The 25,294-nt window shown below is 58.4% G+C and carries 25 protein-coding genes; 13 read left to right on the top strand and 12 right to left on the bottom strand.

The genetic code is table 11. The annotated features are described in order from the left end of the window. Positions 1–45: 45 nt before the first annotated feature. Positions 46–441 carry a nuclear transport factor 2 family protein gene (locus tag ACR0L9_RS06490; protein ID WP_170567134.1) on the top strand — a complete coding sequence of 132 codons (396 nt, stop codon included), beginning with the start codon at positions 46–48 and terminating at the stop codon, positions 439–441. Here the strand turns inward: ACR0L9_RS06490 and hflX are convergent. From hflX to trkA, 4 genes are all read right to left on the bottom strand, one after another. Beyond that, entirely contained in the window at positions 438–1,709 is a 1,272-nt protein-coding gene (hflX, locus tag ACR0L9_RS06485; RefSeq protein ID WP_170396869.1) for a GTPase HflX, read from the bottom strand. The two genes, ACR0L9_RS06490 and hflX, sit on opposite strands and share 4 nt — an antisense overlap. Next, the gene (gene hfq / locus ACR0L9_RS06480; protein WP_005982826.1) at positions 1,709–1,948 is read right to left on the bottom strand and encodes an RNA chaperone Hfq; all 240 of its coding nucleotides are present in this window, start codon (positions 1,946–1,948) and stop codon (positions 1,709–1,711) included. Before hfq ends, hflX begins: the two co-directional genes overlap by 1 nt. A gap of 131 nt (positions 1,949–2,079) precedes the next feature. Beyond that, positions 2,080–3,621, bottom strand: coding sequence for a TrkH family potassium uptake protein (locus ACR0L9_RS06475; protein WP_170396867.1), 1,542 nt, complete (start codon positions 3,619–3,621; stop codon positions 2,080–2,082). Next, positions 3,621–4,997, bottom strand: coding sequence for a Trk system potassium transporter TrkA (trkA, locus tag ACR0L9_RS06470; RefSeq protein ID WP_170396865.1), 1,377 nt, complete (start codon positions 4,995–4,997; stop codon positions 3,621–3,623). Before trkA ends, ACR0L9_RS06475 begins: the two co-directional genes overlap by 1 nt. Before the next feature lie 96 nt (positions 4,998–5,093). Here trkA and ACR0L9_RS06465 point away from each other — a divergent pair, with 96 nt between their 5' ends. Continuing rightward, positions 5,094–5,573 carry a hypothetical protein gene (locus ACR0L9_RS06465; protein ID WP_480895271.1) on the top strand — a complete coding sequence of 160 codons (480 nt, stop codon included), beginning with the start codon at positions 5,094–5,096 and terminating at the stop codon, positions 5,571–5,573. Here the strand turns inward: ACR0L9_RS06465 and ACR0L9_RS06460 are convergent. The 7 genes from ACR0L9_RS06460 to dusB all read right to left on the bottom strand — a co-directional run bounded on the left by ACR0L9_RS06460 (position 5,538) and on the right by dusB (position 14,582). Beyond that, a complete protein-coding gene (locus tag ACR0L9_RS06460; protein WP_480895270.1) occupies positions 5,538–6,731 on the bottom strand; it encodes an MFS transporter in 1,194 nt (397 codons plus the stop codon). The two genes, ACR0L9_RS06465 and ACR0L9_RS06460, sit on opposite strands and share 36 nt — an antisense overlap. A 43-nt stretch (positions 6,732–6,774) precedes the next feature. Beyond that, entirely contained in the window at positions 6,775–7,365 is a 591-nt protein-coding gene (locus tag ACR0L9_RS06455) for a helix-turn-helix domain-containing protein (RefSeq protein ID WP_170465307.1), read from the bottom strand. Beyond that, the gene (ntrX, locus tag ACR0L9_RS06450) at positions 7,362–8,771 is read right to left on the bottom strand and encodes a nitrogen assimilation response regulator NtrX (protein WP_170732348.1); all 1,410 of its coding nucleotides are present in this window, start codon (positions 8,769–8,771) and stop codon (positions 7,362–7,364) included. Before ntrX ends, ACR0L9_RS06455 begins: the two co-directional genes overlap by 4 nt. After that, positions 8,768–10,993 (bottom strand): sensor histidine kinase NtrY-like, encoded by a 2,226-nt coding sequence (locus ACR0L9_RS06445; RefSeq protein WP_480895409.1) that lies wholly within the window; start codon positions 10,991–10,993, stop codon positions 8,768–8,770. Before ACR0L9_RS06445 ends, ntrX begins: the two co-directional genes overlap by 4 nt. A 162-nt stretch (positions 10,994–11,155) precedes the next feature. Beyond that, on the bottom strand, positions 11,156–12,523 hold the full coding sequence (locus ACR0L9_RS06440; protein ID WP_170396851.1) for a sigma-54-dependent transcriptional regulator: 1,368 nt from the start codon (positions 12,521–12,523) through the stop codon (positions 11,156–11,158). Beyond that, positions 12,523–13,602: a two-component system sensor histidine kinase NtrB gene (locus ACR0L9_RS06435; protein WP_170396849.1), complete on the bottom strand. Its 1,080-nt coding sequence runs from the start codon at positions 13,600–13,602 to the stop codon at positions 12,523–12,525. The genes ACR0L9_RS06440 and ACR0L9_RS06435 overlap by 1 nt, the downstream gene beginning before the upstream one ends. Next, complete coding sequence (dusB, locus tag ACR0L9_RS06430; protein WP_480895267.1) at positions 13,599–14,582, bottom strand: tRNA dihydrouridine synthase DusB; 984 nt, start codon at positions 14,580–14,582, stop codon at positions 13,599–13,601. The genes ACR0L9_RS06435 and dusB overlap by 4 nt, the downstream gene beginning before the upstream one ends. A gap of 179 nt (positions 14,583–14,761) precedes the next feature. Between dusB and ACR0L9_RS06425 the strand changes: the two genes are divergently transcribed. From ACR0L9_RS06425 to ACR0L9_RS06385, 9 genes are all read left to right on the top strand, one after another. Then, the gene (locus ACR0L9_RS06425) at positions 14,762–15,892 is read left to right on the top strand and encodes a bifunctional 2-C-methyl-D-erythritol 4-phosphate cytidylyltransferase/2-C-methyl-D-erythritol 2,4-cyclodiphosphate synthase (RefSeq protein WP_480895265.1); all 1,131 of its coding nucleotides are present in this window, start codon (positions 14,762–14,764) and stop codon (positions 15,890–15,892) included. Further along, a complete protein-coding gene (locus ACR0L9_RS06420; RefSeq protein WP_480895263.1) occupies positions 15,889–16,386 on the top strand; it encodes a phosphatidylglycerophosphatase A family protein in 498 nt (165 codons plus the stop codon). Before ACR0L9_RS06425 ends, ACR0L9_RS06420 begins: the two co-directional genes overlap by 4 nt. After that, positions 16,383–16,865 (top strand): CinA family protein, encoded by a 483-nt coding sequence (locus ACR0L9_RS06415; protein WP_480585208.1) that lies wholly within the window; start codon positions 16,383–16,385, stop codon positions 16,863–16,865. The genes ACR0L9_RS06420 and ACR0L9_RS06415 overlap by 4 nt, the downstream gene beginning before the upstream one ends. A gap of 330 nt (positions 16,866–17,195) precedes the next feature. Next, complete coding sequence (locus ACR0L9_RS06410; RefSeq protein WP_170406124.1) at positions 17,196–17,873, top strand: orotate phosphoribosyltransferase; 678 nt, start codon at positions 17,196–17,198, stop codon at positions 17,871–17,873. A gap of 201 nt (positions 17,874–18,074) precedes the next feature. After that, a complete protein-coding gene (locus ACR0L9_RS06405) occupies positions 18,075–19,565 on the top strand; it encodes a replicative DNA helicase (RefSeq protein ID WP_170567117.1) in 1,491 nt (496 codons plus the stop codon). A gap of 173 nt (positions 19,566–19,738) precedes the next feature. Then, positions 19,739–20,677 carry an isopenicillin N synthase family dioxygenase gene (locus tag ACR0L9_RS06400; protein ID WP_480895260.1) on the top strand — a complete coding sequence of 313 codons (939 nt, stop codon included), beginning with the start codon at positions 19,739–19,741 and terminating at the stop codon, positions 20,675–20,677. Positions 20,678–20,725: 48 nt separating this feature from the next. Then, complete coding sequence (gene alr, locus ACR0L9_RS06395) at positions 20,726–21,760, top strand: alanine racemase (protein WP_170421950.1); 1,035 nt, start codon at positions 20,726–20,728, stop codon at positions 21,758–21,760. Then, the gene (locus ACR0L9_RS06390; protein ID WP_480569955.1) at positions 21,757–22,539 is read left to right on the top strand and encodes an MlaE family ABC transporter permease; all 783 of its coding nucleotides are present in this window, start codon (positions 21,757–21,759) and stop codon (positions 22,537–22,539) included. The genes alr and ACR0L9_RS06390 overlap by 4 nt, the downstream gene beginning before the upstream one ends. Then, complete coding sequence (locus ACR0L9_RS06385; protein ID WP_480895258.1) at positions 22,536–23,282, top strand: ABC transporter ATP-binding protein; 747 nt, start codon at positions 22,536–22,538, stop codon at positions 23,280–23,282. Before ACR0L9_RS06390 ends, ACR0L9_RS06385 begins: the two co-directional genes overlap by 4 nt. Here the strand turns inward: ACR0L9_RS06385 and ACR0L9_RS06380 are convergent. Next, complete coding sequence (locus tag ACR0L9_RS06380) at positions 23,279–23,707, bottom strand: acyl-CoA thioesterase (RefSeq protein ID WP_480895256.1); 429 nt, start codon at positions 23,705–23,707, stop codon at positions 23,279–23,281. The two genes, ACR0L9_RS06385 and ACR0L9_RS06380, sit on opposite strands and share 4 nt — an antisense overlap. Positions 23,708–23,811: 104 nt before the next feature. On the opposite strand from ACR0L9_RS06380, the gene ACR0L9_RS06375 reads away from it, so the two are divergent. Both ACR0L9_RS06375 and ACR0L9_RS06370 read left to right on the top strand, forming a co-directional pair. Beyond that, complete coding sequence (locus tag ACR0L9_RS06375) at positions 23,812–24,264, top strand: paraquat-inducible protein A (RefSeq protein WP_170465294.1); 453 nt, start codon at positions 23,812–23,814, stop codon at positions 24,262–24,264. 148 nt (positions 24,265–24,412) lie between these two features. Then, the gene (locus tag ACR0L9_RS06370; protein WP_480895254.1) at positions 24,413–25,189 is read left to right on the top strand and encodes a DNA repair protein; all 777 of its coding nucleotides are present in this window, start codon (positions 24,413–24,415) and stop codon (positions 25,187–25,189) included. Positions 25,190–25,294: the final 105 nt, after the last annotated feature.

Raw genomic sequence — 25,294 nt, 5'->3', positions numbered from 1 at the left:
GCCTAAACTCGTCTGGCCGTCGCATTGCACGAAGGGGGAAAATGCATGGGCAGCTTTCGAGACACCTTAAACAATCTCGCACGCGATTATGCGATCGCCTGGAGCTCGGGCGATCCCGACTTGGTCGCCAGTTTTTTCGCCCCCGAAGGTCAGATCAGCATCAATCGCGGTGAGCCCCTGCGTGGCCATGCCGCAATCGCTGAAATGGCTCGCGGGTTCTATGCAGAATTCCCCGATCTTGAGGTGCGTTGCGATATGATGCGTTGGGCCGGAGGGCATGCCATTTTTGTCTGGACCCTCGAAGGCCATCACGCCGAGACCGGCAACCGTGTCGTTACACGCGGCTGGGAAGAGTGGGAGCTTTCAAAGGACAACAAGGTGCTATCGTCGCTTGGGTGGTTCGATGCAGAGGATTACCAGCGTCAGATAGACGGCACCTAGAACGCCGCGAAGCGGGACGCCTGCTTGTCAGTCCAGAGCACCGTGATCTCGAACCCCTCTTCGGTCTGATCTTCAGACCTGACCACATCCTGACGATAGAGCCACGCGCGTTTGTCACCATCGGCAAAGCCCAGTTTCAGGATAGTCTCATGCCGCGCGCCCTGCAGGATCGTGGCGATTTCAGACAGCAGCGGATCAACACCTTCGCCCGTTACGGCCGATATGGCAAAGATCGCCGGATCACGCTCGGCCCGGGCAAGCGCGGCTTCGCGGTCTTCCGGGCTCAGCAGATCGATCTTGTTCCAAACCTCCAACCGGGGGCGACTGTCCTCAACACCCAAAGAGTTCAGGATCGCCTCAACATCCCGTGCCTGTGCCTCGGTTTCTTCGTGGCTGATATCGCGGACATGCACGACCAGATCAGCCCCCAGAACCTCTTCCAGCGTGGCGCGGAAGGCCGCAACCAGTTCCGTGGGCAGGTTCGAGATGAAACCCACGGTATCGGACAGGATCACCTCGGGGCCATCCGGCAGCTCAACCCGTCGCATGGTTGGGTCCAACGTGGCGAACAGCATGTCTTTTGCCATCACCTCGGCCCCGGTTAGGCTGTTGAACAGCGTGGATTTCCCGGCGTTTGTATAGCCAACAAGTGCAACAATCGGGTATGGAACCTTCGCGCGCGCTGCGCGGTGTAAGGTGCGGGTCTTCACCACTTTTTGCAATTGGCGGCGCAGGCGGACCAGTTGTTCATCAATGGCACGCCGGTCGGCCTCGATCTGAGTTTCACCGGGACCACCCACAAACCCAAGGCCACCGCGCTGACGTTCCAGGTGGGTCCAGGCCCGAACCAGTCGCGTACGCTGATAGCTAAGCGCGGCCATCTCAACTTGCAGCACACCTTCACGGGTACGCGCACGGTCGCTGAATATTTCCAGAATCAAACCGGTCCGGTCGAGGATTTTGACCTTCCACGCTTTTTCCAGATTGCGCTGCTGAACCGGAGTCACTGGCCCGTCGATCAGAACCAGCTCGATCTCATTGTCGTGGAGGCGTTCGGCCAGTTCCTCGATCTTGCCGCTGCCGAACAGAAAACCAGCCTGCGCCCGTGGAAGGCGCACGATTTCGGACCCGACCACATCCAGATCGGGCAAAGCGGCAGCTAGTGCCACCGCCTCTTCCAGCGCTGGTTCGGGGACACGGCGCTGTTCATCTGATTTGATTTCGGGATGCAGCACCCAAGCCCGGGTGCGCGCCCTCTCATGTTCCATCAAGAGGCGTCTTCGCCCTCATACAGGTTGATCGGCTGTGACGGCATGATGGTCGAAATCGCATGCTTGTACACCAACTGCGACTGTCCGTCGCGGCGCAGCAGCACGCAGAAGTTATCGAACCAGGTGATTACACCCTGCAATTTCACACCGTTGATCAGGAATATTGTGACCGGGACCTTTGCTTTCCGTACATTGTTCAGGAACGCGTCCTGCAGATTCTGTCTGTCCGAAGCCATATTTTGTTATCTCGCCATTGTTCTTGCTACGCGCTGCGGACCAACGCGCTCCCTCCGGCAGAGTATGGAGTGCCGCGCACAGATATTCCAGATGAAAAATCAGGCAGTAACACCAGGTGCCTGACGCAGGGTCAATCGCGCCACAGCGTTGGCGTAATCAGTGCCACGATCGCCAGAGTTTCCAACCGCCCGATCACCATCGCCGCGCAGACCGTCAACTTGGCCCCGCTGGAAAGATCAATCAGACGTATGGGCACATCCGTTGCCAATTCAATCAACGGCCCCGTGGTGCTGAGTGCGGCAACGCTGAGCAGCATGGCCTGTTCAAAACCTACGCCCATGACGGCCAGCAACAAATCGAACAAGGCCAACGTCAGGGCGAACATCATCAGGAAGATCCAGGCGATGAAGGCACCGTCGCTTTGAATGCGGCGGTTGCCGCCACCCTCTCCGCTGACCGAAGAAGGATAGATCAGTCGGTCAATCTCGCGCTTGCCATTCAGATAGAGCGCAAAAACCCGCAACAGCTTTACCCCACCCGCAGTCGTCGCCACGCCTCCTCCGACCAGGGCTAGCCCCATCAGAATCAGGCCCGGTGTGCTCAAGCCCGACAATTGCTGCGCGTCGTTCCAGTTGGCGCTTTCAAATCCGGCCGTGGTCAGAAACGACATCGCCGTAAACATGAACCCCCAAAAAACGCCAAGTGCTTGCCGCACTTCGACGGCAATGTTCAGTTCGGCCGTTCCAGCCAAAAACCGGATGAACAGCAGCACAGCGACCGCCAGCACGATGAAGATGCCAATCCGAAATTCCGGGTCTTTGTCCAGCCGCGAATACCCTGAGGTCGCTGTATCGGTCGAAAAGGTCAGTCGCGACAGGGCAAAGAACAGGAACAGGAACAGGATCGCCTCGCCAGTGATTCCTGCGGTCGATCCTTCCAATCCACCGACGGGTGATATGCCGGACGTCGCAATCACTGACATCGCGTGGCTCACGGCAGTAAGCCCTTGCTCACCTGCGATCAACAGCAGGATCCAGATCACAGCTGTCAAACCCGCATAAACGGGTGCCAATGTGCGCGACACGCGGATCAGATGGCCGCGTGGATCGGACTTCTCGCTCTGTGCCACGCCCGAGACGGGACGCCCTGGTTGCCCCCGGGCTGTGACTTCGAAACCGCCCAACGACAAGGGTGCCAGAATCGCGGCCGCCGAGATCCACATCAGCAATCCGCCCATCCAACCGACCAACGCGCGCCATAAGTGCAACGGCGCCGAAAGGCGTGCGGGATCGGGGAACAGATCAGCGCCGGTTGTGGTCAGCGCGCTGACCATATCGAAATAGGCGTTCAGGAAGCTGGTTGTCCCCAGCGCATCATGAAACGGAATAGCAAGAAATATCGGCAGTACGGTAAAGGCGGCCAGCAGAACCGCCAATTGGCCAAGCGTTCCCCGCCGTGGTCGTCGGTTCGACATGGCCAGAGCTATGATCGACACCGCAAAAACACCCAGCAATCCGGAATAGAAGAATGACCGTGAGGTGGCGTGATCATCCAGCGCCAGCGCATAAACTGCGGGTATCCACATTGCCAGCGACACGATACCCCAGATCATCAGCAGCAGCGGCAATCGCCGCAATACTCCGATCCGTTGCTGTCCGCGTGCTTGCAACATCAGAAGAAATCGATTGAAACCTGCATCAGACGCTCAACCTCGGGCACGTCTTTGGCCATTGCAAAGATCGCCACCACGTCTTTCTCGTCGATGCGCAGGCTGCCGGTCGGGCGCAGAACCTCGTCACCTTTGCGTACTGCGCCGACCAGAACGCCTTCTGGGAAATCGATGTCGCGCAGTTTTTGTCCAGCCATGGGCGAGGTTGATAGCACTTCGGCCTCGATTACCTCGGCCTCGGCATCTCCAATGGAATACACCTGACGCACGCGCCCGTGCCGAATGTGACGCAGGATCGAACTGACAGTGGTGGCGCGCGGGTTGATATATGCGTCAATCCCCAGCGGTCCCATCAAAGCGACCATGCTGGGGTCGTTGATCAGGGCGATGGCCAGTGGACAACCCTCTCCCTTGGCGCGTACCGCGGCCAGCATGTTGGTGCGATCGTCATCCGTGACCGCCAACATCGCGTCGGCGCGCTCAATCCCTGCTTCGCTCAGCAAAGATGAATCAAGGCCGTCGCCGTTCAGAACAATCGTCCGCTCCAATGCTTCGGCAGCGATTTCGGCGCATTTGCGGTCACGCTCGATAATCTTGGCACGCACCCGGCTTTCGCGCTCTTCCAGTGTGCGGGCCACTTCCAACCCGACATTACCGCCACCGACGATCACCACACGATCTTGCTTACGCTGAGCCTTGCCGAACACCTCCATCGTGCGTTCAACGTCCTTGACGCTGGTGAAGACGTAGCATTCGTCGCCTACAAACAGCTGGTCCTCGGATTCCGGTGCAAACAGCGTCCCTTCGCGGCGCACACCAACCACAATCGAGCTGAGCGTGGAAAACAGGTCGGTCAATTGTCGCAGCGGTGTGTTGACGATTGGGCAGTCTTCCTCGACCCGAATGCCCAGCAGCTGCGCCTTTCCATCCATGAATATCTCGGTATCGAAAGCAGAAGGTGCCGAAAGACGGCGCATCGCTGCGGCGGCAACCTCGCGCTCGGGGCTAATTACGACATCAATGGGCAGATGATCGCGGCGGTAGAGATCGGAATGGATTGCTTCAAGATAGGATTTCGACCGCAAACGCGCGATCTTGCGCTGGATCGAAAAAACCGAGTGCGCCATCTGGCAGGTGACCATATTCACCTCATCCGAATGTGTCGCGGCGATGATCATATCGGCATCCCGCGCCCCTGCCCGATCCAGCACATCCGGATAACTGGCGAAACCGGCGATCCCCTGCACGTCCAGCGTCTCGGTCGCGCGACGTACCAGATCGGGATTGTTGTCGACCACCGTCACATCGTTCAGTTCGCCCGAAAGGTGACGCGCAATCTGCCAGCCGACTTGACCGGCACCGCATATGATGACCTTCATGCTCTTGGCCTTTCTGCCTGAAATCTTTGAATGACAGATGCCCCCAAAGCGGTCAATTGAATTGTCATGCCTCCTAAGCTGCGCCAAAGTAAGCATATGAAAACCATTCTGCCTGCTCTGATTTGCCTGCTGACGCTGTCCGCCTGTGGTCCGCTTTCTTTGTATTATCGCGAAGGTGAGAGCGTCTCGCGGATGCAGACCGAGACCACGAACTGCCAGGTGCAGGCGCTCAAGGACGCCCCTGTCGCCAATCAGGTCCGGCAGAGCCCGCCAGTCTATTGGCCCGGGCGCACCTATTGCGATGGCCGAGGACGCTGCTATCGCAACCCCGGATGGTGGGAGCCTGGGCGGGTCTATACCGTCGACGTGAATCAGGGGCTGAGAAACAAGGTCGAGGCGCAGTGCATGGCCCAAAAGGGCTATCGCCCGGTCAGCCTTCCGCCTTGCAAACAAGGTGTCAAATCGCGGGTCACGCCCACGCGCACCACGACGCTCCCGCCGCTGAGCAGCGCGTCCTGTTTCGTGAAATTCGACGACGGGTCATTTCAGATCATCACTCCGGGACAAGCCGGCTGATTTGCGACGCCGCGCCAGCAGCAGATGCGCTATGATCGCGATGCTATAGAACGCGGCGACGGCTACAAACATGCCAGCCTCATCGACGCCCAGCAATATCGCCAGCAATACCGGGGTTCCAAGCAGGTTTCCGGCATTGCCCATCTGCGCCATCGCACCATAACTCAGAGCTTGGGCTTCGGTGGTACCGTTTAGCTCTGGCACTGCGGCGAAGCTGCCGCCCTGTACAAGCCCGAGCACGGCAAACAAGGCGATACATCCGAACGTAAGGGGCGCCCCCAGAAACAATGCGATGATCGTCGCGATCCCCAGCACAAAGCCCAGATTGACGACGCTGACGCAGGACAGGACGGTCAACAGCAAGGGCACCAGCAGCCATGACAGTACAATCCCTGCCAGGGGCATAAGTGCCGCAATCGATGCGCCCTGCCCTTCGGGTAAACGCCCCGGCAGGATCGCTAACAGAGAAACAAATGTCAGCGTGTAAAAGAACCAGCCAATTGCCGGGGCCGAAATAAAGGGTGAGCGGTAGGTCCTGATATGCACATCAAGGAAGGCGGAGAGCCCCCACCCGGTACCCTCCGTCTGGCCCATGTCGGTTTTCAGATCGCTAAGCGCGATCAGCGCGGCGATCAGCAGCATCAGAGCCCCGTGCATGGCAAAGTATGTGGGCAGTCCGAAACGATCGACGATGGGCAGCCCAACCCAAGCGTTTAATGCGAATGCAACGCCAAAGAATGTACTCCACAGCACCATGGAATTATACCGCGCCCGACCGGATGTGATCTGAGCAATCAGCGTCGGTGCCGCCACCACAATCGCAAGATGGGACAGCCCCTCGATCACCCGGCTGAGCAGCATCAGTTGAAAAACCGGCAAGCTTGCTTGCAGCAAAGATAACGCGCCACCGAGCACAAGCCCTGATAGCAATAGACGATTTGGCCCAACACGCGCTGTGATCGCTCCGGATATCGCGCCCAAAGCAGCCCCCATTAGACTGATAATGGACAGCAACCAGCCGATCACGGCAGCATTGTCCGGGTACAACAGCCCCACATCAGAAAATGGTACGGCAATCTTTGCAAATTGGGTTGCCGCACCGAGGCCAGCAAACCAGATCAGCATGACCTGCAAGAATGTACGAAAAGAGTCACTCATGCAGCCGGTCTATCGCGCCTAACCTGCCAGCGGAACGCATAAATTATGCGGTGACTTCGCGCCGCCCGCTGACCAGACGGACCGGAGTGCCATCACCCAGATACAACCGCTCCCACACGATTTGCCCGGCGCTGATCCTGATTTGATCATGCACAGCCTCGGAAGTCAGAAACGCTTTGGGTGAAGGCGAATGCAAATCCCACCAGCCATCGTTCTGCAGTTCTGCTTCGGCTTGTCGGATCTCATCCGTTGCAAATTGCCAAAGCGACACGCCCAGCAAGGCGCGCTGTGAGGTCTTCCAATCCAGCGCCCGGCTGCCCGAATAAGCAAGGCAGATATGGCTGGCCTCTTCGACAAGGTGCAAGCACTCTGCCGAATGAACGACCAGACGTTTCAGCGCAGAATCCTGCACCCGAACCGGCCCCAACGCTGCAAAAACGGACTGTTGAATATGCGGCGATGGCGTTTGACCCCCGTTTTCCCACCGGGAAATCGTGGTTTGGTCGACTTCAATCAGATCTGCGAGGGCGGATTGCTTAAGTCCAACCGACCGCCGCAACCGCTTCAACCGTTTACCAAAGGCGGGAAAACCGATGGAAACGGCTACGGTCTTCTTATTCGGCGCGGTACTCACTCGGCTGGTTCGGGCTCGTCAATTTGAGCCACCCGCGCACCGGATTTGTTCGAGGTCACTACGCCCAGCGACTTGAGCTTGCGATGCAAGGCGCTGCGTTCCATGCCGACAAAACTGGCCGTGCGGCTTATGTTGCCGCCAAACCGATTGATCTGGGTCAGCAAATATTCACGCTCGAACGCTTCGCGCGCCTCACGCAGCGGCAGCGTCGCCAGTGCGCCAGACAGTACCACGCGCCCGGACTCGTCGGATTTCTCTTCTTCGTTGGGCAACTCGCGGGCCTCGATCGGGCCAGTGCTGTCGCCTAGGATCAGCACCCGCTCGATCAGGTTCTTCAGCTGACGCACATTGCCCGGCCATGTCATCGTTTGTAGCAAAGCAATAGCCTCATCCGACAGCTCGCGCATCGGCAGACCCTGTGTATCGTTGCACACCTCGATGAAATGTTGCGCCAGAACCGGGATGTCCTCTCGCCGTTCCTCCAGCGAGGGAACCGCAATCGGCACCACATTCAGCCGGTGATACAGTTCTTCGCGGAACCGTTCGGCGGCGATCTCTTCTTCCAGATCGCGGTTGGTCGAGGAGATGACCCGCAGATCAACCCGCACCTTGTCAGAGCCACCGACACGCTGGAATTGCTGATCAACCAACACGCGAAGAATCTTGGACTGCGTCCCCAGCGGCATGTCAGCGACTTCGTCGAAGTAGACAACGCCGCCATGCGCCTCTTCCAACAGGCCTGACTCGATTCCGCGCTCAGACGATTCTCGTCCGAACAGAACCTCTTCAACCCTCTCAGGTTCAATCCCCGCACAATTGACCGTCACAAATGGGGCATTCGCCCGGTTGGAATGGGCATGGATATAGCGCGCGGCAATTTCCTTGCCCGACCCAGCCGGCCCGCTGAGCATAACCCGGCCATTCGACTTTGTTACCTTATCCAACTGCCCCTGCATCGCTCGGAACGACGCAGAATTGCCAATCATGTCTGAACAGCTGACTTCCTGCCGCTTCAGCGAGGCATTCTCGCGACGCAGGCGCGAGGTTTCCATCGCACGGCGGATCACCACCATCAACTGGTCAATGTTAAAGGGCTTTTCGATAAAGTCGTAAGCCCCCTGCTTGATAGCCGCCACCGCAATCTCGATATTGCCATGTCCGGAAATGATCACCACCGGAACATCCGGGTTGTCCCGTTTTACAGCTTTCAGGATGTCGATCCCGTCCATTCGGCTGTCTTTCAGCCAGATATCCAAGATCAAAAGTCCGGGAGGTTCAGCATTGATCGACGACATGCACTCGTCCGAGTTTGCCGCCAACCGGGTGGAATAGCCTTCGTCCTCCAGAATGTCGGACACCAATTCGCGAATATCGCGTTCGTCATCTACGATCAGAATGTCGCTCATTTTTGGCCTGCTTTCAGTTTGTTTGTTTTAATCGCCTGTTTTTCCGGCGCATTTGTCGGGCCGCCTGAGGCCCCGGGTAGACGAATGACAGCCATTGCGCCGAAATGGTCCTGTCCGTCGAATGTGGGCGCGTCTTCCAATGTCAGCGCTCCGCCATGTTCTTCGATGATCTTCTTTACGATGGGCAGGCCAAGGCCTGTGCCTTCGTCACGCGTAGTCACATAAGGTTCGAACAGCCGTGCCCTGTCCTCAGGCAGACCGATGCCATTGTCCGCAATGGTGATCTGCGTTCCTGCATCGTCAGTGGAGACAACGACTTTGATCTGAGGTTTCAGATTGTCCGGTGCGCCTTTTTCTTTCAGCGTTTCAATAGCCTCGCCCGCGTTCTTGATCAGGTTCGTCAACGCTTGGCTCAACATGGTCGAATCCACATCCGCCAAAATGGGCTGTTCAGGTAAGTCCGCATCGATCTGAACATCAGGCTGACCCGCCTGCTGCAACAGAACCGCCTCACGCACTAGCGTCACGATATTCTCTTCGCGCCGTTCCGGTTCGGGCATGCGTGCGAATTTCGAGAACTCGTCAACAATCCGCCGCAGATCATTGGTCTGCCGCACGATCACGTCGGTCATCGATTCCAGGCTATCGCAATCGTCCTCGTCCAGCTTGCGCGAGAATTTGCGTTTGATCCGCTCGGCGCTCAGTTGGATCGGTGTCAGCGGATTCTTGATCTCATGCGCAATGCGACGGGCCACATCACCCCACGCCGCCATGCGCTGCGCGCTTACCAGATCGGTCACGTCATCAAAGGCCACAACGTAGCCTTCCAGCCTTCCATCCTCGCCACGCCGCGTCGCCATGCGTACCAGTAAGTTCTCCAACCGGCCTTTGCGGGTTACCTTGATCTCCCCCTGGACCGCCTCTTGCCCGCTGTCTTTAAGGGCTTCGAACAAAGGCAAAAATTCGGGAACAGCGATGCCGATTGCCAGGTTCTGCTCTCCACCAGACCAGCCCAGAAGACGTTCGGCGGATCGGTTCACGAAGGTCACACAGCCCTCTGAATCAACGCCAACGACACCGGATGTCACCGAGCTTAGCACTGAATCAAATAGCCGCCTTCGACGTTCGATATGGCGAGTGTTTTCCAACAGCGTGTCGCGCTGCCCCTTCAACTGACGAGTCATCTGGTTGAAGTAGCGGCCCAGCATCGCGATTTCGTCATCGCTGGCCTCTTCGATGACCTGAACACTCAGATCACCAGCACCAACGCGCTGCGCCGCCGTTGTCAGCCGTCCAACAGGGCGAGAAAGACGTTCAGCGAACCACATGCCCAGCGACATCGCGGCCAGAATCAGGATCACAGCAAAGCCGAGATACAGAAGGCCGAATTCGAACAGGACCCTGCCCCGCTCGCTTTCCAGTTGGCTGTAGAACTGTGCTGTCTCTTTGGTTTCATCAAGCAAGGTCAGAAGCTGCCCATCAACCTCGCGACTGACATAAAGATACCGGTCAAGATAGGCATGCAAAGGAACAAGCGCGCGGAATTCGCTGTTCTCCCAATCGGCAATGATGGCCACGCCCTGATCATTGGCCTCGATCATCTCTTCGGGGGTTGGTGCCTCGTAGTCGAACAGGTAGGACCGATCACCGCGCGATCGGATTTCGGCGCTGCCATCGATCACATAGGCCTCGCGCAAACCGCGTTGTATCTGGGCCTGCCCCTGGGCCAGAACCTCTCGCAATTCGGCGTCTGAGACAAAATAATCCAACGATCGCGCGTTATCGAGGAAACGCGCCAGAACAACCGCATCCTGCGTCAGGCCCTCGCGGTGTTCCTGTTCGTAAGCTTCGGCCGCAGTCAGTGACGACCCAACCACCTGCCGCACACGGTCCGAGAACCAACCTTCAAGGCCGATATTCACCGTCAGCCCGGCGAAAATCGCCACCGTGACCGTCGGCACCAGAGCCAACAGCGTGAAAGCGCCGATCAGGCGCAGGTGAAGACGGGAGCCCGCAGATTTCGCGCGACGTGCGGCGATCAGACTGAACAATTGGCCCAACACCAGCGCAGCTACGACCAGCACGTAGACCAGATCAGCCAATAAAATCAGCCGCAGTGTCGGTGCCGCCGCGCCAAGATCAAAAGGGCCAATGACGAGATAGGTTGCAAGCGCCAGAACCGGGCCCAGCATAACCAATCCCAAGGTACTGAAATTGCGCATCCTCCGGGACTTGCGCCACCGGTTGATCGATAGGATCGGCCCGTTCTGTGCCCGGGTTGCCACCGTCTGCCCTCATTCTGATGTGCCGCTTGCGCGGCTTACCGCCATATATCGTGGTCGTTCCCGGGGTCGAACCCGAATGCCACTGTTTGTGTGGCGATATTACATCAGTTTGCGACGGCGTGTCACCTGAATATCGAGGTCAGTAATCTTTTTCCGCAGCGTATTCCGGTTAATCCCCAGGAGATCAGCACATTTTGCCTGATTTCCACCAGTCGCATCCAGCGCGATTTCGATTAACGGTGCCTCGACCTCGCGTAGAATACGTTGATAGAGGCCGGGAGGCGGCAGGATGTTTCCGTGCAGATCAAAATACCGGCGCAGGTGACGACCAACCGAAGATGACAGCTTCTCACGCTCGCCATCACCCAGAACTGGTTCGGCCTCGGGCTGGCTACCCAGCACCATCTCAACTTCGGTGCGCGAGATTTCATCAGAACGGCTGGTTAGACCAAGACGCCGGATCGCATTTTCAAGCTGTCGGACATTGCCGGGCCAGGAATACCGGCGCACCAACTCGACCGCTTCGGGGCTGAGGCGACGCTGCGCGCCGCTTTCCCGCTCCTCCCGCGCCAGAAAGTGATCGGTCAGCAAGGTGATATCATCAACCCGCTCGCGCAACGCAGGCACGTGGATCGTCGCACCGCAGAGACGGTAATAGAGATCTTGTCGTACGCGACCACTTTCCATCGCGTCGGTCAGATCTGATTGACTTGTGGCCATGAAACGCGGTACGTGATCGCCCGGCGTGTCCATCATGCGCACGATACGGGCCTGGATCTCATCATCAATATCGGCAATTTCATCGATCAGCAGCGTACCACCACGTACGCGCGCCATAACCCGTGCCGGGCCTTCCAAATCGCTCAGATCGGCAGCTGTCACGGTGACAAAGGGCAGTGTCCTTCGGTCAGAGAAATCGTGAATAGCGCGTGCTATCAGAGATTTACCCGTCCCACTTTCACCAGAAATCATCACAGACAGATCCGTGTTCATCACCCGGGCGACCAGACGATAAAGCGCCTGCATCACGGGGGTGCGCCCAACCAGCGGCAGTTCATCAGGGCGGTCTTCGCTGGCCATCACCGGCTCAGCCTGTACCCGCTGCTTTTGATCCAGCGCCCTCGCGGTGCGCTTCATCAGATCGGGCAAATCGAAAGGCTTTGGCAGATAATCGTAAGCTTCCGCCTCAGCCGCCTGAATGGCTGTCATGATGGTGTTCTGGGCCGAGATCACGATGACCGGCAAACCGGGACGGTCCTGCGCGATCTTTGGCAGCATCTCCAACCCGTTTCCATCCGGCATTACCACATCCGAGATCACAACGTCGCCCTTGCCTTCGGCCACCCAGCGCATCAGCGTGGTCAGCGAAGATGTCGCGTGAACCTTGCACCCCGCCCGCGTCAGGGCCTGTGTCAGAACCGTGCGGATCGTGCGGTCGTCATCGGCAACCAGAACTGTGCCATCCATCAGATGCTCTCCTTTTCATAAGCGTCGTTCGGTGCACGCCGCAGGGACAGTCGAAAACTAGTGCGTCCGGGCACAGATTCAGCCGAAATCCAGCCGTCGTGGTCGGAAACGATCTTGCTGACCAGCGCCAGCCCAAGCCCGGTGCCGTTCTCCTTGCCCGACACGAAGGGGTCGAAAATATCACTGCGAATATTTTCCGGCAGGCCCGGCCCATCATCAATAATCTCGATCTGCAGAGGCAGCGAATGACCCGAACCGTCACTGCGCCGCAGTCGGAATGAATGCTCAAAATAGGTACGCAGCCGGATTGTACCGTTGCCATCAGCAGCTTCCGAAGCGTTTTTGAGCAAGTTCAGAACCACCTGCAGGAACTGATCCGGGTCCCCGTAGGCCAAGGGCAGCGAGGGGTCGTAATCCTCGATAATCGTCATATGCGCGCCAAAGCCCAACAGCGCTGACCGGCGCGCGCGATCCAGTACATCGTGGATATTGACCGGTTTGAAATCGGGTTGAGACAGGTTGCCGAACTGTTCTACCTGCTCCAACAACTTCACGATGCGGCGGCTTTCCTCAACGATAAGGTCAGTGAGCTCAAGATCTTGCTGCGAAATATTCATGCTGAGCAATTGCGCCGCACCGGTGATCCCTGCCAAAGGGTTCTTGATCTCATGCGCCAGCATCTCGGCCATACCAATCGCAGACTGCGCTGCCGATTTCACAGTGTTGCCGCGGGTCATCCGACCGGCCAGTTCGCGCGGCGAGATGATCATGATCATTGAACCGGGATGCCCCATCAGCGGCGCGATTTGCAGCGCACATTGTAGCGGCGCGCGATTGCCCGACCCAACGTCCACATCGTTCACGAACAGCGGTGTACCTTGTTGACGCGCGCGCAGAAACGCCTCTTCCAACGGCGCATCAACCGCGAGTTGATCCCAGACCGGGTGTCCAATCACTGCCTTGCGGGAGGCGTTCAGAAACCCCTCACCCGAGGAGTTGACGTCAGATATCCGATCCTCGGCATCGATAATGAAGGCCGGAACCGGCAGTGAGGTCCAGATGCTCTGATCCGAGGTCATGCCGCTGCCTCTGTCGAACTATTCAACGCATCCCCCAGCAGCCGTAGCACCTCATCGGTGTCGCGGGATGTCAGGGCGGCCCGCCGCAAGGTAGCAGGCGTTCCGGCCTCATCCATGTACCAACCCAGATGCTTGCGTGCGACGCGCAGGCCCAGATCGGTGCCGTAGAATTCCAACATCGCCTGATAGTGGCCACGCACCATCTCGATCAGGTCAGCGCCCGTGGGAATTGTCGGCGCAGCAGCGCCATAAAGATCATGGCAAATCTGCGCCAATAGCCAGGGCTTGCCCTGCGCGCCCCGGCCCACCATGACGCCATCGGCCCCAGACTGTTCCAGCGCGGTTTGCGCAGCCTTGGTATCAATGATGTCGCCGTTTGCGATGACGGGGATCGAGACCGCCTCTTTCACCGCCCGGATCGCATTCCAATCGGCCCGACCCTTGTAGAACTGGCACCGCGTTCGCCCATGGATCGTGACCATCCGTATACCCGCGTCCTGCGCCCGCCGCGCCACATCGGGGGCGTTCAGCAAATTGTCGTCCCACCCAAGGCGCGTCTTCAGCGTCACAGGCACGTCCACCGCGGCCACCACGGCTTCGATCAACGTCAGCGCATGGTCCGGCGTTTTCAGCAGGGCCGAACCGGAATAGCCGTTGGTGACCTTTTTGGCCGGGCAACCCATGTTGATGTCGATCACTCGGGCGCCCCGGTCGGCGACCTGCCGGGCAGCTTCGGCCATCCAATGCGCCTCGCGTCCGGCCAATTGCACGGCGGTGTTTTCCACATCCGCCGACAGCTCGGCCCGTTCGCGCACGCCCGGTTTGGCCTGCACCATTTCCTGGCTGGCCACCATTTCGCTGACCACCATGCCCGCGCCAAAGCGCATCACAAGGTCCCGGAAAGGCCGGTCGGTGATTCCGGCCATTGGTGCCAACAGCACCGGAGGGGTCAGATCCTTTTCAGCAAGACGCAGAGCCAATGTGCTTAATCCTTGAGCAGTTGCGCATTTGATATCGAAATTGCGGCATATGAACAATAAAACGGGAGCATTCAAGCCCGCAAAATCATCATATGCTTATTTTTTAAGCAAATTGACGCGGGTGATTGCCTCTGCATTCACCGACCCCTAAACAATGCCCCAATCAGGAGACCTTTCAGATGACCACAGCCGCCATCATCGTCGCCGCCGGGCGCGGCCAGCGCGCCGGAGGCGGAGTGCCCAAACAGTGGCGTGCGTTGAGCGGGAGGCGCGTGGCCGATTGGGCGATTGACCGCTTCGAAGGGTTGGTTGATCACGTCGTTTTGGTGCTGGCCGAAGAGGACACAGCCGCTTGGGAAGAATTCAGCGCGACAAACCTGATCCTTGCACCCGGCGGTGCAGACCGCGCCGGATCAGTGCGCAGCGGGTTGCAGGCTTTGGAAGCGTACAGCGTTGAAAAGGTTTTGATACATGATGTTGCCCGACCCTGCGTCAGCGCTCGGATAATCGGCGATGTTCTGAAAGCACTCGACACGCATGCGGCAGCTGCTCCAGGCTTGGCCGTCACGGATGCGCTCTGGACAGGCGACGGTTCGATGGTGACAGGAACGCAGGATCGATCCGGCCTTTACGCTGCGCAGACACCGCAGGGATTTCATTATGTCACAATCACCGCCGCCCATTCAGCCCATCCCGGAGGTGCAGCGGATGATGTAGAAGTCGCGCGCGCTGCGGGAATCGAAGTCGCGATTATTCCGGGCGATGCGGATAACCTGAAAATCACACGGCCCGAGGATTTCGCCCGGGCCGAACGTACAATGGGTATGAATATGGATGTAAGACTGGGCAACGGCTACGACGTGCACCGCTTTGGTGACGGAGATCACGTGATCCTCTGCGGGGTGAAGGTGCCGCACAATCGTGGGCTCCAGGGTCACTCCGATGCAGATGTGGGGATGCACGCGGTCACCGACGCGATCTATGGCGCTCTGGCGCGGGGTGATATCGGACAGCATTTTCCGCCCTCCGATCCGCAGTGGAAAGGTGCAGCGAGTGAAATTTTCCTGCGCCACGCAGTCGAATTGGCTGGGCAGTTGGGCTATGAGATCTCGAATGTCGACTGCACACTGGTCTGCGAATTTCCCAAGATCGGCCCTCATGCCGATACCATGCGTGCCGAAATGGCACGGATCATGGGCTTGCGCACCGATCAGGTCTCGGTCAAGGCCACCACATCCGAACGGCTGGGCTTTACCGGTCGCAGCGAAGGCATTGCCTCGCTCGCAACTGCCTGTCTGGTGAAGTCATGACAGCGGCTCGTCTAATCGGAACCGTCTGCGGCGTCGGTTACCTCCGCCCTGCCCCCGGCACCTGGGGATCGCTGGCTGCTTTGCCGCTGGCATGGGTTCTGCATACGCTGGGTGGCTTCCCCTTGCTGGTCATCTCAACACTCGCGGTTTTCTTCGGGGGCCTGTGGGCCACGCGAGTGCTGACAGCTGGACAAGATGACCACGACCCGTCCGAAATTGTCATTGATGAAGTCGCGGGCCAGTTCATCGCGATATGGGCGATTTCCTACCCGTCTTGGGCGCATGGGATAGACATCACAGCGCTCTGGCCCGGCTGGATCGCAGGTTTTCTCTTGTTCCGCCTCTTCGACATTACCAAACCCGGTCCCATTGGCTGGGCCGACCGGCGTGGAGATCCGATGGGTGTCATGCTGGATGATGTGATCGCAGGGGTCTTTGCAGCCATCGGTGTGGTCGTCCTCGCCGGTATCTCACATGGAGTCACGGGTCTATGACCGTTGTCGACCTGCTGGATTGCGCCAAGGCGCAGGGCATGATGATCGCCACTGCTGAAAGCTGTACCGGCGGTATGGTCGCCGCTGCACTGACTGACATCCCTGGCAGCTCTGCCGTGGTTGAACGCGGCTTTGTCACCTACACCAACACCGCGAAGCAAGAGATGCTGGGCGTGCGCGCCGATACGCTTGAGACATGTGGCGCAGTTTCAGAAGAAGTCGCCCAAGAAATGGCCAATGGCGCCCTGCGGAATTCGCGGGCGCAGTTGGCGGTCTCGATCACCGGCATCGCGGGCCCCGGCGGGTCCGAACACAAACCCGAAGGCCGCGTATGCTTTGGCCTCGCTGCACCGGGTCAACCGACCCGAACCGAGACCGTGGAATTCGGAGCGCAGGGACGGGATAACGTACGTCGCGCTGCGCGGGACCACGCTTTGACCCTTTTGAGCGACGCTCTTGCTGATCTGGCTCGGACCTAAGAAAACCTGCACCCTTCATCGCATCAATTCGAATACTGGGCGCTGAATACAGTTACTGCGCGGCAGCCTACGCATTTGTGACGGCAATGGTGGTTGCGCTTCTTACCTCGCCTCGCATACACGTCGAAACCGAGATTGAAGGCACAGTCTTGCCGATTGCGGAAAGCGAGCCTGAGAAATGAGCAGTCAAGCCCACCTTGGCTGCTCTGCCCGCAAGGGCATCAAGCGGACCTCTTGGGGGTCCGCTTTTCTTTTAGCTTGCCCTCTCGACTCTGGGCCGGGGGTCAGGCTATCAGCCTGCGACACCCTTTCAGCCCAGAGGTTTGCGCCATGATCCCCAGTTCCTTCCCCGACAGCACCGAAATCGCCCGCCTGACCGCGCGGATGCTGCTGGAGATCAAGGCCGTACACTTTAATTCCCGCGAACCTTTCACGCTGGCCAGCGGTCTACCAAGCCCGACCTATATCGATTGCCGCAAGCTGATCTCGTACCCACGCATCCGCTCGACCCTGATGGACTTCCTGACGGTAACCGTGATGCGCGACGCGGGGTTCGAAGCGTTTGACAATATCGCCGGTGGCGAGACAGCAGGTATTCCCTTCGCTGCAATGGTCGCCGAGCGCATGGCACTGCCAATGACCTACGTGCGGAAGAAACCCAAAGGCTACGGCCGGAACGCCCGCATCGAAGGCGCGATGAGCGAGGGTGAGCGGGTACTGCTGGTCGAAGACCTGACAACCGATGGAGGCTCAAAACTGTCCTTTGTCGACGCGATCCGCGAAACCGGTGCGACCTGTGGGCATACGGCTGTGATCTTCTATTATGGTATTTTCCCCGAAACCGAGAAAACGCTGGGCGATCACGGCGTAAAATTGCACTCGCTTTGTACTTGGTGGGATGTTTTGGCGGAAGCCAAAGCGCAAAAGGCCTTTGACGAAGAGACGCTTGATGGCGTCGAGGCCTTCCTGAACGACCCGCGCGGTTGGCAGGACGCACATAAAAGCTGACGTTGCGCAAACTGTTTTCAGAATGGAAACACAGACCGCTGCGTCGATCGCTTCATCCACAAGATGTTGACGCAACCCTGCCTCATCCTTCAATATGATGGGGCAGAGAGATATGCACAGCATATCCCCAGAAAACATACAATTTGCGCCGACTCACAGGGCCGCGCTATGGCCTCTGTCCAGGGGACAAAGAGAACAGCAATGAACGAGATCAGCAGTATCGAGCAGGCCGCCGCACAGATTCAGAACCCGGAAACAATGCCGCACTCCATCGAGGCCGAGCAGCAGCTTCTGGGTGCTATTCTGACGAATAACGATCTGTATGATCGGGTCGCATCGATTATTGGGGCCGAGCATTTCTATGATCCGGTTCATGCGCGCATCTACGAAGTCGCGTCGACCCGTATCGCTAAAAATGCGCTGGCTTCACCCGTCACGCTGAAGTCTTTCATGGCCGAGGATGAGGGCCTGAAGGAACTGGGTGGTCCGGCCTATCTGGTCAAGCTTGCCGGTGCATCGATCAGTGCCTTTGCGGTGCATGACTACGCCCAAATGATCTATGACCTCGCCATTCGGCGCGAGCTGATCCGGCTGGGCCGGGACATTTCAGACAAGGCTGCGAGGGTCGATGTCAGCAGCGAGCCCAAAGAACAAATCGTCGAGGCCGAGCAACAGCTTTATCAGTTATCCGAGCAGGGCCAGACCGAACAGGGTTTTCAATCCTTCCTCAAGGCGGTCACAGAAGCCGTCAACGTCACCAACGAGGCGTACCAACGCGGTGGCGGCATGGCAGGGATTTCCACCGGTCTGGCCGATCTCGACAAGCAATTGGGTGGCCTGCACCCGTCCGACCTGATCATTTTGGCCGGGCGTCCGTCGATGGGTAAGACCTCGCTGGCAACGAACGTCGCATTTAACGTGGCCAAGGCCTACAAACGCGGCACCAAGCCAGACGGCTCTGAAGGTGCGATCGACGGCGGTGTGGTTGGGTTCTTTTCACTCGAAATGAGCGCCGAACAGCTTGCGGGCCGGGTTCTGGCCGAGGCTTCCGAGATCTCCAGTCACAAAATCCGCCAGGGCGACATGACCGAGGCCGAGTTCCGCCGCTTCGTTGACGCCGCGAAAGAACTGGAAGCCTGCCCGCTATTCATCGATGACACCCCCGCGCTGCCGATCTCGCAACTCGCTGCCCGTGCACGGCGGCTGAAGCGGACGCACGGGCTGGATTTGCTGGTGATCGACTACCTTCAGCTCTGCCGCGGAATGGCCGACAACCGCGTCAACGAAATCGCCGAGATTTCGATGGGCATGAAAGCCATCGCCAAGGAACTCAATATCCCGGTCATCGCACTGTCACAGCTCAGCCGACAGGTAGAAAGCCGTGACGACAAACGCCCGCAGCTGTCTGACCTGCGGGAATCGGGCTCGATCGAACAGGATGCCGACGTTGTGATGTTCGTGTTCCGCGAGGAATACTATAAGGAACGCGAAAAACCCGGCGATCACGAGCTGGAAAAGATGGAAGAATGGAAACAGGCCATGGAGCGCCTGCATGGCAAGGCCGAGGTGATCGTCGGCAAGCAGCGCCACGGCCCCATCGGCACAGTAGAGCTGTCGTTCGAGGCTCAGTTCACCCGCTTCGGCAATCTGGTCAAACCCTGGCAACAGGATAGCCAAATCGAGGGCTATTGATCCCTTGACCTGCCCGGTCCGATGTGTACGGATCGGGCCATGCAAGCTTGTCTCAATCCCCTACCCCGGCGCGTGATTCTGGCGCGTCATTTCGGGCATCGCCGCAAACGCTTTGCGGGATAGACCGGGGGCATTTTTGCCCCTGCAATCTTCCCCCTATAAGCGAGAGAGACATGACTGAATTCACAGAGATCCCCGTTATTCGTCTGGGTGCACGCCCTGATGAGGAAATCGCGGCCGAGTTTCGTTCGGCCTACGGCACGACTGGTTTCGGCTATATCGAAGATCACGGAATAGACCCGCAGCTGATGCGCGATGTGTTCGAAGCCTCAAAACAGTTTCACGCGCTGCCGCTGGATCAAAAGCTGGCAATCGCAGTCGACCACACGCATCGCGGATACATCGCCATCAACACATCGACAGATGTGAACTCAACACTGGCCCATGTAAAAAAACCCAACCAATCCGCCAGCTTCATGATGATGCGCGAGGATGCTGGCGTTGATCCCGATATCTACCTCTCGGGTCCAAACCGATGGCCTGATCTACCGGATTTTCGCGACACCCTAGAAACCTACGTTAAGGCTATGTCGTCCCTTGGACGCAGATTGATGCATATCGCGCTGATCGCTTGCGAGGCGCAGGATTTCTCGATCCTTTCCGCGTTTGATGAGCCTACATTCTGGCTGCGTCTGCTTCACTATCCTCCGCAAGCAAAGACCAGCCCCGATGATCTGTTCGGCTCGGCCCCGCACACTGATTTCGGATGCCTTACGCTGCTTGCTCAAGATCAGGTGGGCGGCTTGCAGGTCAAAACACCGTCAGGGCATTGGGTTGACGTTCCGTCCCGTCCCGACGCCTTTGTCGTCAATGTCGGGGATATGCTGCACCGGATGTCGAACGGTCGCCTGCTTTCGACGCCGCATCGGGTCATCAACCGTTCGGGCCGTGAACGATATAGCGTTCCGTTCTTCTTTGATCCTCATGTCAGCACAATCATCGAACCCCTACCCGGGACCGGCCAACCTCAGTTTAGCCCCTTATTATTTGCGGATTTCCTGCGTTCCGAGCTGGAAGCGGCCTATGAGGCGCATAAACCCGCCAAGAATTAAGGTGCTCCCCCCTTGACCTGGGCCAATCCTATGTGATGAACGGCGTTTATGAGTACCGCACATCTGACGATAAATCTGCACGCGCTCGCCCAGAACTGGCAGGCGCTTGACGCAAAGACCCAGGTTGAAACCGGCGCAGTGGTCAAAGCTGACGCTTACGGGTTAGGTGCCGGTCCGGTCGCCTCTGCGCTGGCTGAGGAAGGCGTTGCAAAATTCTTCGTCGCCGTTGCCGAGGAAGGCGTGGCCGTGCGTGAGGCTGTGGGCCCCGGCCCGCTGGTTGCGGTGTTTTCCGGACATATGGAGGGCGACACGGATCTGCTGCGCCAGCATGATCTGACGCCGTTGATCAACTCGCCCGAACAATTCAAGCGTCATCGTCAGGCCCTGCCCGATCATGGCTTTGGTATCCAGCTCGACAGCGGTATGAATCGCCTTGGGCTTGAGCCTGCGGACTGGGCCGAACTGCGGCACGAAGCTCTTGCCCTGGACCCGCTGGTCGTGATGTCGCATTTGGCCTGCGGGGATGAGCCTGAACACCCTATGAACCGCCAACAGTTGAACACGTTCAAACAGATGACCGATGGCGTCGACGCGCCGCGCTCGCTTGCGGCGACGGGTGGTACTCTGATGGGGCCGGAATTCCACTTTGACTTTTGCCGCCCAGGGATTGGCCTGTACGGCGGGATGCCCTTTGCCGGGGCCAAGCCGGTCGTCACCGTCGATCTGCCGGTGATTCAAGTGCGCGACGTCGCCGTGGGCGAGACCGTCGGCTACGGCAACAGCTGGAGCGCGCGCCGCCCGTCGAAGATTGCGACCGTTGCGGCCGGTTATGCCGATGGGCTGCATCGCGCCATTGGGGGCGGCATCGATACATTCGCTGGTGATCAGCCCTGCCCGGTGGTAGGACGTATCTCGATGGACCTGATCACCGTGGATGTGACTGACTTGCCGTACAAACCTGATCGCCTGCGTATCCTGAACGGGCACCAAACCGTCGATGATCTGGCCGAAGCCGCTGGCACCATCGGCTATGAAATTCTGACCTCGCTCGGCAGTCGCTTTTCGCGGGGCTACGTGGAATGAATCCCGTTTCATTGCTGGGTGAGCTGGGGCGTTCTATCCTGACCATGCTCGCCGCGTTTGGCCGCGTCGCGCTGTTCGCGCTCGACGCGGTTTCGCACATTTTTCGACCACCGTTTTATCCGCGCGAGTTCGGCATCGCCCTGCTGAATATCGGCTGGTTGTCCCTGCCCGTGGTCGGCCTGACCGCCATCTTCACCGGCGGCGCGTTGGCGCTGCAGATCTACGCAGGCGGCGCGCGTTTCAACGCCGAAGCCGTTGTGCCCCAGATCGTCGCCATAGGCATGGTGCGAGAGCTTGGCCCGGTGCTGGTCGGCCTGATGATCGCCGCCCGCGTGACGTCTTCGATCGCCGCCGAGATTGCGACGATGAAAGTGACCGAGCAGATCGACGCTCTGGTCACATTGTCCACCCATCCGATGAAATACCTCACCGCCCCACGCGTGCTGGCCGCCCTGATCACAGTTCCAGCGCTGGTCGGGATCGGAGATATCATCGGCATCGCAGGCGGCTACACTGTCGCGACGCAAAATCTGGGCTTCAACCCGGCAGCCTATCTGAAAAACACCGTCGATTTCCTTGAAGCGCGGGATATCGTTTCGTCACTGGTCAAAGGTGCTGCATTCGGCGTGATCGCCGCCATTATGGGTTGCTATTACGGCATGTCCTCAGGCCGCGGCGCGCAGGGCGTGGGCCGCGCCACCAAGGGCTCGGTCGAGGCTGCTGCTGTGCTGATCCTCGCCGCCAATTTCGTTCTTACAGGGGTGTTCTTCTCGCTATGATCCGAATGGAGAACGTACATAAGGCCTTTGACGACAACCACGTCTTGCAAGGCATGAACCTTGATATCCCACAGGGCACCTCGATGGTCATCATCGGTGGTTCGGGTACGGGCAAATCCGTGGCGCTGAAATGCATCCTCGGCCTGATCAAGCCCGACAGCGGCATGATCTATGTCGACGGCAAAGACGCCGCCAAAGGCGACCGCGATGCGTTTCTGGCCCGCTTTGGAATGCTGTTTCAGGGCGCGGCGCTGTTCGACTCGCTGCCCGTCTGGCAAAACGTCGCCTTCCGCCTGCTGCGCGGCTCGCTGAAACGCCCAGTCGATGAGGCGCGCGAGATCGCCATCGAGAAACTGCGCCGTGTGGGCCTGAAATCCAACGTCGCTGACCGGTTCCCGGCGGAGTTGTCAGGCGGCATGCAAAAACGCGTCGGCCTCGCCCGCGCCATCGCCGCCGAACCCGAGATCATTTTCTTCGACGAGCCCACCACCGGCCTCGACCCCATCATGTCCGGCGTCATCAACGACCTGATCCGAGAAATCGTGACCGAGATGGGCGCCACCGCGATGACAATCACCCACGACATGAGCTCGGTCCGCGCCATCGCCGACAATGTCGCCATGCTGCACGGAGGCGTGATCCAGTGGACCGGGCCTGTGGGTCAGATGGACGCCTCGGATGATCCTTATGTGGAGCAGTTCATCAGCGGCAGTGCTGAGGGGCCGATTGAGGCGGTGCGCTAATCTTTCTCACTCACTAGCCAGTTTTTCGCGCTTGCGACAACCTCATCTGGAAGCAATTCGGCTTTTCGAGATTCGAGATTTAACAAGACGCATTTGAACACTGTTGAGAATACAGTTTTTCTGTCGGCAGAGCGCAGCAATCTGTGTCGGAAAGTGACCGACTTCACGCCTATCTCGAGTACCTCACTCTCCATCTGAATAGCCTCCCCCGCTCGAAGTTCGGCGAGGAAACTACTCTCCGCATGTACCACTGCAAATGATAGCTTCCGTCCCGAACGCATATCGTCTGCGTTCAATCCCATCTCCGATTGGATAGCAAACACCGAATCTGAGCAAGCCGCAAAGTACCGCGAGACATTCATATGCCCCAGAAAATCGCAATCCGAAGGATCAACAATTGACTTGAAAGCCACAAAAGCTGGCATCTGAGGTCTCCCCACTGACAAAAACGAGTTTGAATTCTTGAATTAAGCTAACACATAACTGAAACGCGTCGCCCGATAGGCGGCGGAACACCTAAAAAGTACATATGATCCTCCGCCTCGCCACCCTATCCCTCCTGATCCTCTACCCCATCGCGTGGTTCGCCCCGCTGATGCGCGCCGGTCTCCTCCCGATCTTCGGCCTCAGTGAAATCAGCGTCATCACCGGGCTCCAGTCCTTGTGGAAGTCCGACATCTTCCTCGCGTTGATCGTTACCGTCTTCGCCCTCTTCGCGCCCTACGTCAAAACCATCGGCACCGCGCTGATCCAATGGAACCTGCTGGACCCGCGCGTCCAGCCCGCGCTCAACATCCTCGGCAAGCTGGCGATGGCCGATATCTTCCTCATCGCGCTCTACATCACGCTGGCCAAAGGCATCTCATACGCCACCATCGAAACCGCATGGGGTCTCTACCTGTTCACCGGCTGCATTCTGGCCTCACTTGCACTGGGCCATATTACAGAGATGACATTTGGATCACGAAAACCTCAGACCTAATTGATTGAAAACAGATTTCTGAGTATCATCTTTATATTTCGAGCAGTAAATTTTGTAGTTTTCGGGTCCGTAGCGGATCACTTCGCGTCTGTCTAACCTTCCGCTTCGGCCCGGTTTTTGTACCGGTTGAAGAAGGAGAACGACGATCATGGCCGCCCTCCACACAATAACATTGCAATTTCAGAATACCTTATTAAGGCTCACTTTTTTCCTTATCTGCGCCGCAGCATTGTTCGCGGTGACGACCACCATTTTATCCGCGTTTGGTATCCTGCCCTGGCTCTCGTTGCAGGCCGGTCTCAGCAACGGTGCAACAATTGACGCAGGCATCTATATCCAAATCGGATTAACCGCCCTGATCCTGATGCTGGTCTTCTATCTGCCATCGAACGCCCGCATGATGGCGCTTGAAAACACCCATCGTAAGTTCACAATGAATATGCAGGACGTGGCCGGGGCCTATCAGGTCGCCCATGCCGCCGACCGCAGCGGCGCCTTTGCGCTGGCCTCCGAATTCGACGCGGTGAAAGAGCGCATGGCCTTCCTGCGCGATCACCCCGATTTGCAGGGGCTCGAACCGCAGGTGCTGGAACTGGCTGCTCAGATGAGCCAGATCAGTCAGGAACTGGCCGAGACCTATGGGGACACAAAGGTCGAACGCGCCCGTACCTTCCTGCGGCAACGTCAGGAAGAGGTCGAACAATTCCAGCAGCGCATCGAGGAAGCCCAAATCATCCAGCACGAGCTGCGCCAATGGACCCGAGACATCGAGATCGAGGAATCCATCGCCAAATCGCAACTCGCGCGCCTCAGGGATGAGCTGTTCGATCTGCTTCCGGAACTGTCGGCGCAATTGCAATCCCCCACGGACGATCAAACACCGGGCAGCGTGGTCGCGATGACCCCGCCGCGTGCCGCGGAATAGGCGCGTCTAGCGCCCGCAGCGGACGATGGCCCGAAGGGCCTGAGGACGTGGCGCGCCACCGGCGGTGAGGAAAGCCCGCAAGGGCTTGAAGAACCGCCCTTCCTC

It is taken from the genome of Ruegeria sp. I3, from assembly GCF_056532525.1.
This window is presented reverse-complemented; position numbering and strand designations above follow the sequence as displayed.

What these genes read in the sequence shown, in the direction of transcription:
- ACR0L9_RS06375 (WP_170465294.1), top strand. Translation starts at nt 23,812, where the DNA reads ATGATCCTCCGCCTCGCCACCCTATCCCTCCTGATCCTCTACCCCATC.
- ACR0L9_RS06380 (WP_480895256.1), bottom strand. Translation starts at nt 23,707, where the DNA reads ATGCCAGCTTTTGTGGCTTTCAAGTCAATTGTTGATCCTTCGGATTGC.
- ACR0L9_RS06370 (WP_480895254.1), top strand. Translation starts at nt 24,413, where the DNA reads ATGGCCGCCCTCCACACAATAACATTGCAATTTCAGAATACCTTATTA.
- ntrX (WP_170732348.1), bottom strand. Translation starts at nt 8,771, where the DNA reads ATGAGCGACATTCTGATCGTAGATGACGAACGCGATATTCGCGAATTG.
- ACR0L9_RS06475 (WP_170396867.1), bottom strand. Translation starts at nt 3,621, where the DNA reads ATGTTGCAAGCACGCGGACAGCAACGGATCGGAGTATTGCGGCGATTG.
- ACR0L9_RS06445 (WP_480895409.1), bottom strand. Translation starts at nt 10,993, where the DNA reads ATGCGCAATTTCAGTACCTTGGGATTGGTTATGCTGGGCCCGGTTCTG.
- ACR0L9_RS06405 (WP_170567117.1), top strand. Translation starts at nt 18,075, where the DNA reads ATGAACGAGATCAGCAGTATCGAGCAGGCCGCCGCACAGATTCAGAAC.
- ACR0L9_RS06490 (WP_170567134.1), top strand. Translation starts at nt 46, where the DNA reads ATGGGCAGCTTTCGAGACACCTTAAACAATCTCGCACGCGATTATGCG.
- hflX (WP_170396869.1), bottom strand. Translation starts at nt 1,709, where the DNA reads ATGGAACATGAGAGGGCGCGCACCCGGGCTTGGGTGCTGCATCCCGAA.
- ACR0L9_RS06385 (WP_480895258.1), top strand. Translation starts at nt 22,536, where the DNA reads ATGATCCGAATGGAGAACGTACATAAGGCCTTTGACGACAACCACGTC.
- ACR0L9_RS06400 (WP_480895260.1), top strand. Translation starts at nt 19,739, where the DNA reads ATGACTGAATTCACAGAGATCCCCGTTATTCGTCTGGGTGCACGCCCT.
- trkA (WP_170396865.1), bottom strand. Translation starts at nt 4,997, where the DNA reads ATGAAGGTCATCATATGCGGTGCCGGTCAAGTCGGCTGGCAGATTGCG.
- ACR0L9_RS06465 (WP_480895271.1), top strand. Translation starts at nt 5,094, where the DNA reads ATGAAAACCATTCTGCCTGCTCTGATTTGCCTGCTGACGCTGTCCGCC.
- alr (WP_170421950.1), top strand. Translation starts at nt 20,726, where the DNA reads ATGAGTACCGCACATCTGACGATAAATCTGCACGCGCTCGCCCAGAAC.
- ACR0L9_RS06420 (WP_480895263.1), top strand. Translation starts at nt 15,889, where the DNA reads ATGACAGCGGCTCGTCTAATCGGAACCGTCTGCGGCGTCGGTTACCTC.
- ACR0L9_RS06440 (WP_170396851.1), bottom strand. Translation starts at nt 12,523, where the DNA reads ATGGATGGCACAGTTCTGGTTGCCGATGACGACCGCACGATCCGCACG.
- ACR0L9_RS06435 (WP_170396849.1), bottom strand. Translation starts at nt 13,602, where the DNA reads ATGACCTCGGATCAGAGCATCTGGACCTCACTGCCGGTTCCGGCCTTC.
- ACR0L9_RS06460 (WP_480895270.1), bottom strand. Translation starts at nt 6,731, where the DNA reads ATGAGTGACTCTTTTCGTACATTCTTGCAGGTCATGCTGATCTGGTTT.
- ACR0L9_RS06410 (WP_170406124.1), top strand. Translation starts at nt 17,196, where the DNA reads ATGATCCCCAGTTCCTTCCCCGACAGCACCGAAATCGCCCGCCTGACC.
- ACR0L9_RS06425 (WP_480895265.1), top strand. Translation starts at nt 14,762, where the DNA reads ATGACCACAGCCGCCATCATCGTCGCCGCCGGGCGCGGCCAGCGCGCC.
- hfq (WP_005982826.1), bottom strand. Translation starts at nt 1,948, where the DNA reads ATGGCTTCGGACAGACAGAATCTGCAGGACGCGTTCCTGAACAATGTA.
- ACR0L9_RS06390 (WP_480569955.1), top strand. Translation starts at nt 21,757, where the DNA reads ATGAATCCCGTTTCATTGCTGGGTGAGCTGGGGCGTTCTATCCTGACC.
- ACR0L9_RS06415 (WP_480585208.1), top strand. Translation starts at nt 16,383, where the DNA reads ATGACCGTTGTCGACCTGCTGGATTGCGCCAAGGCGCAGGGCATGATG.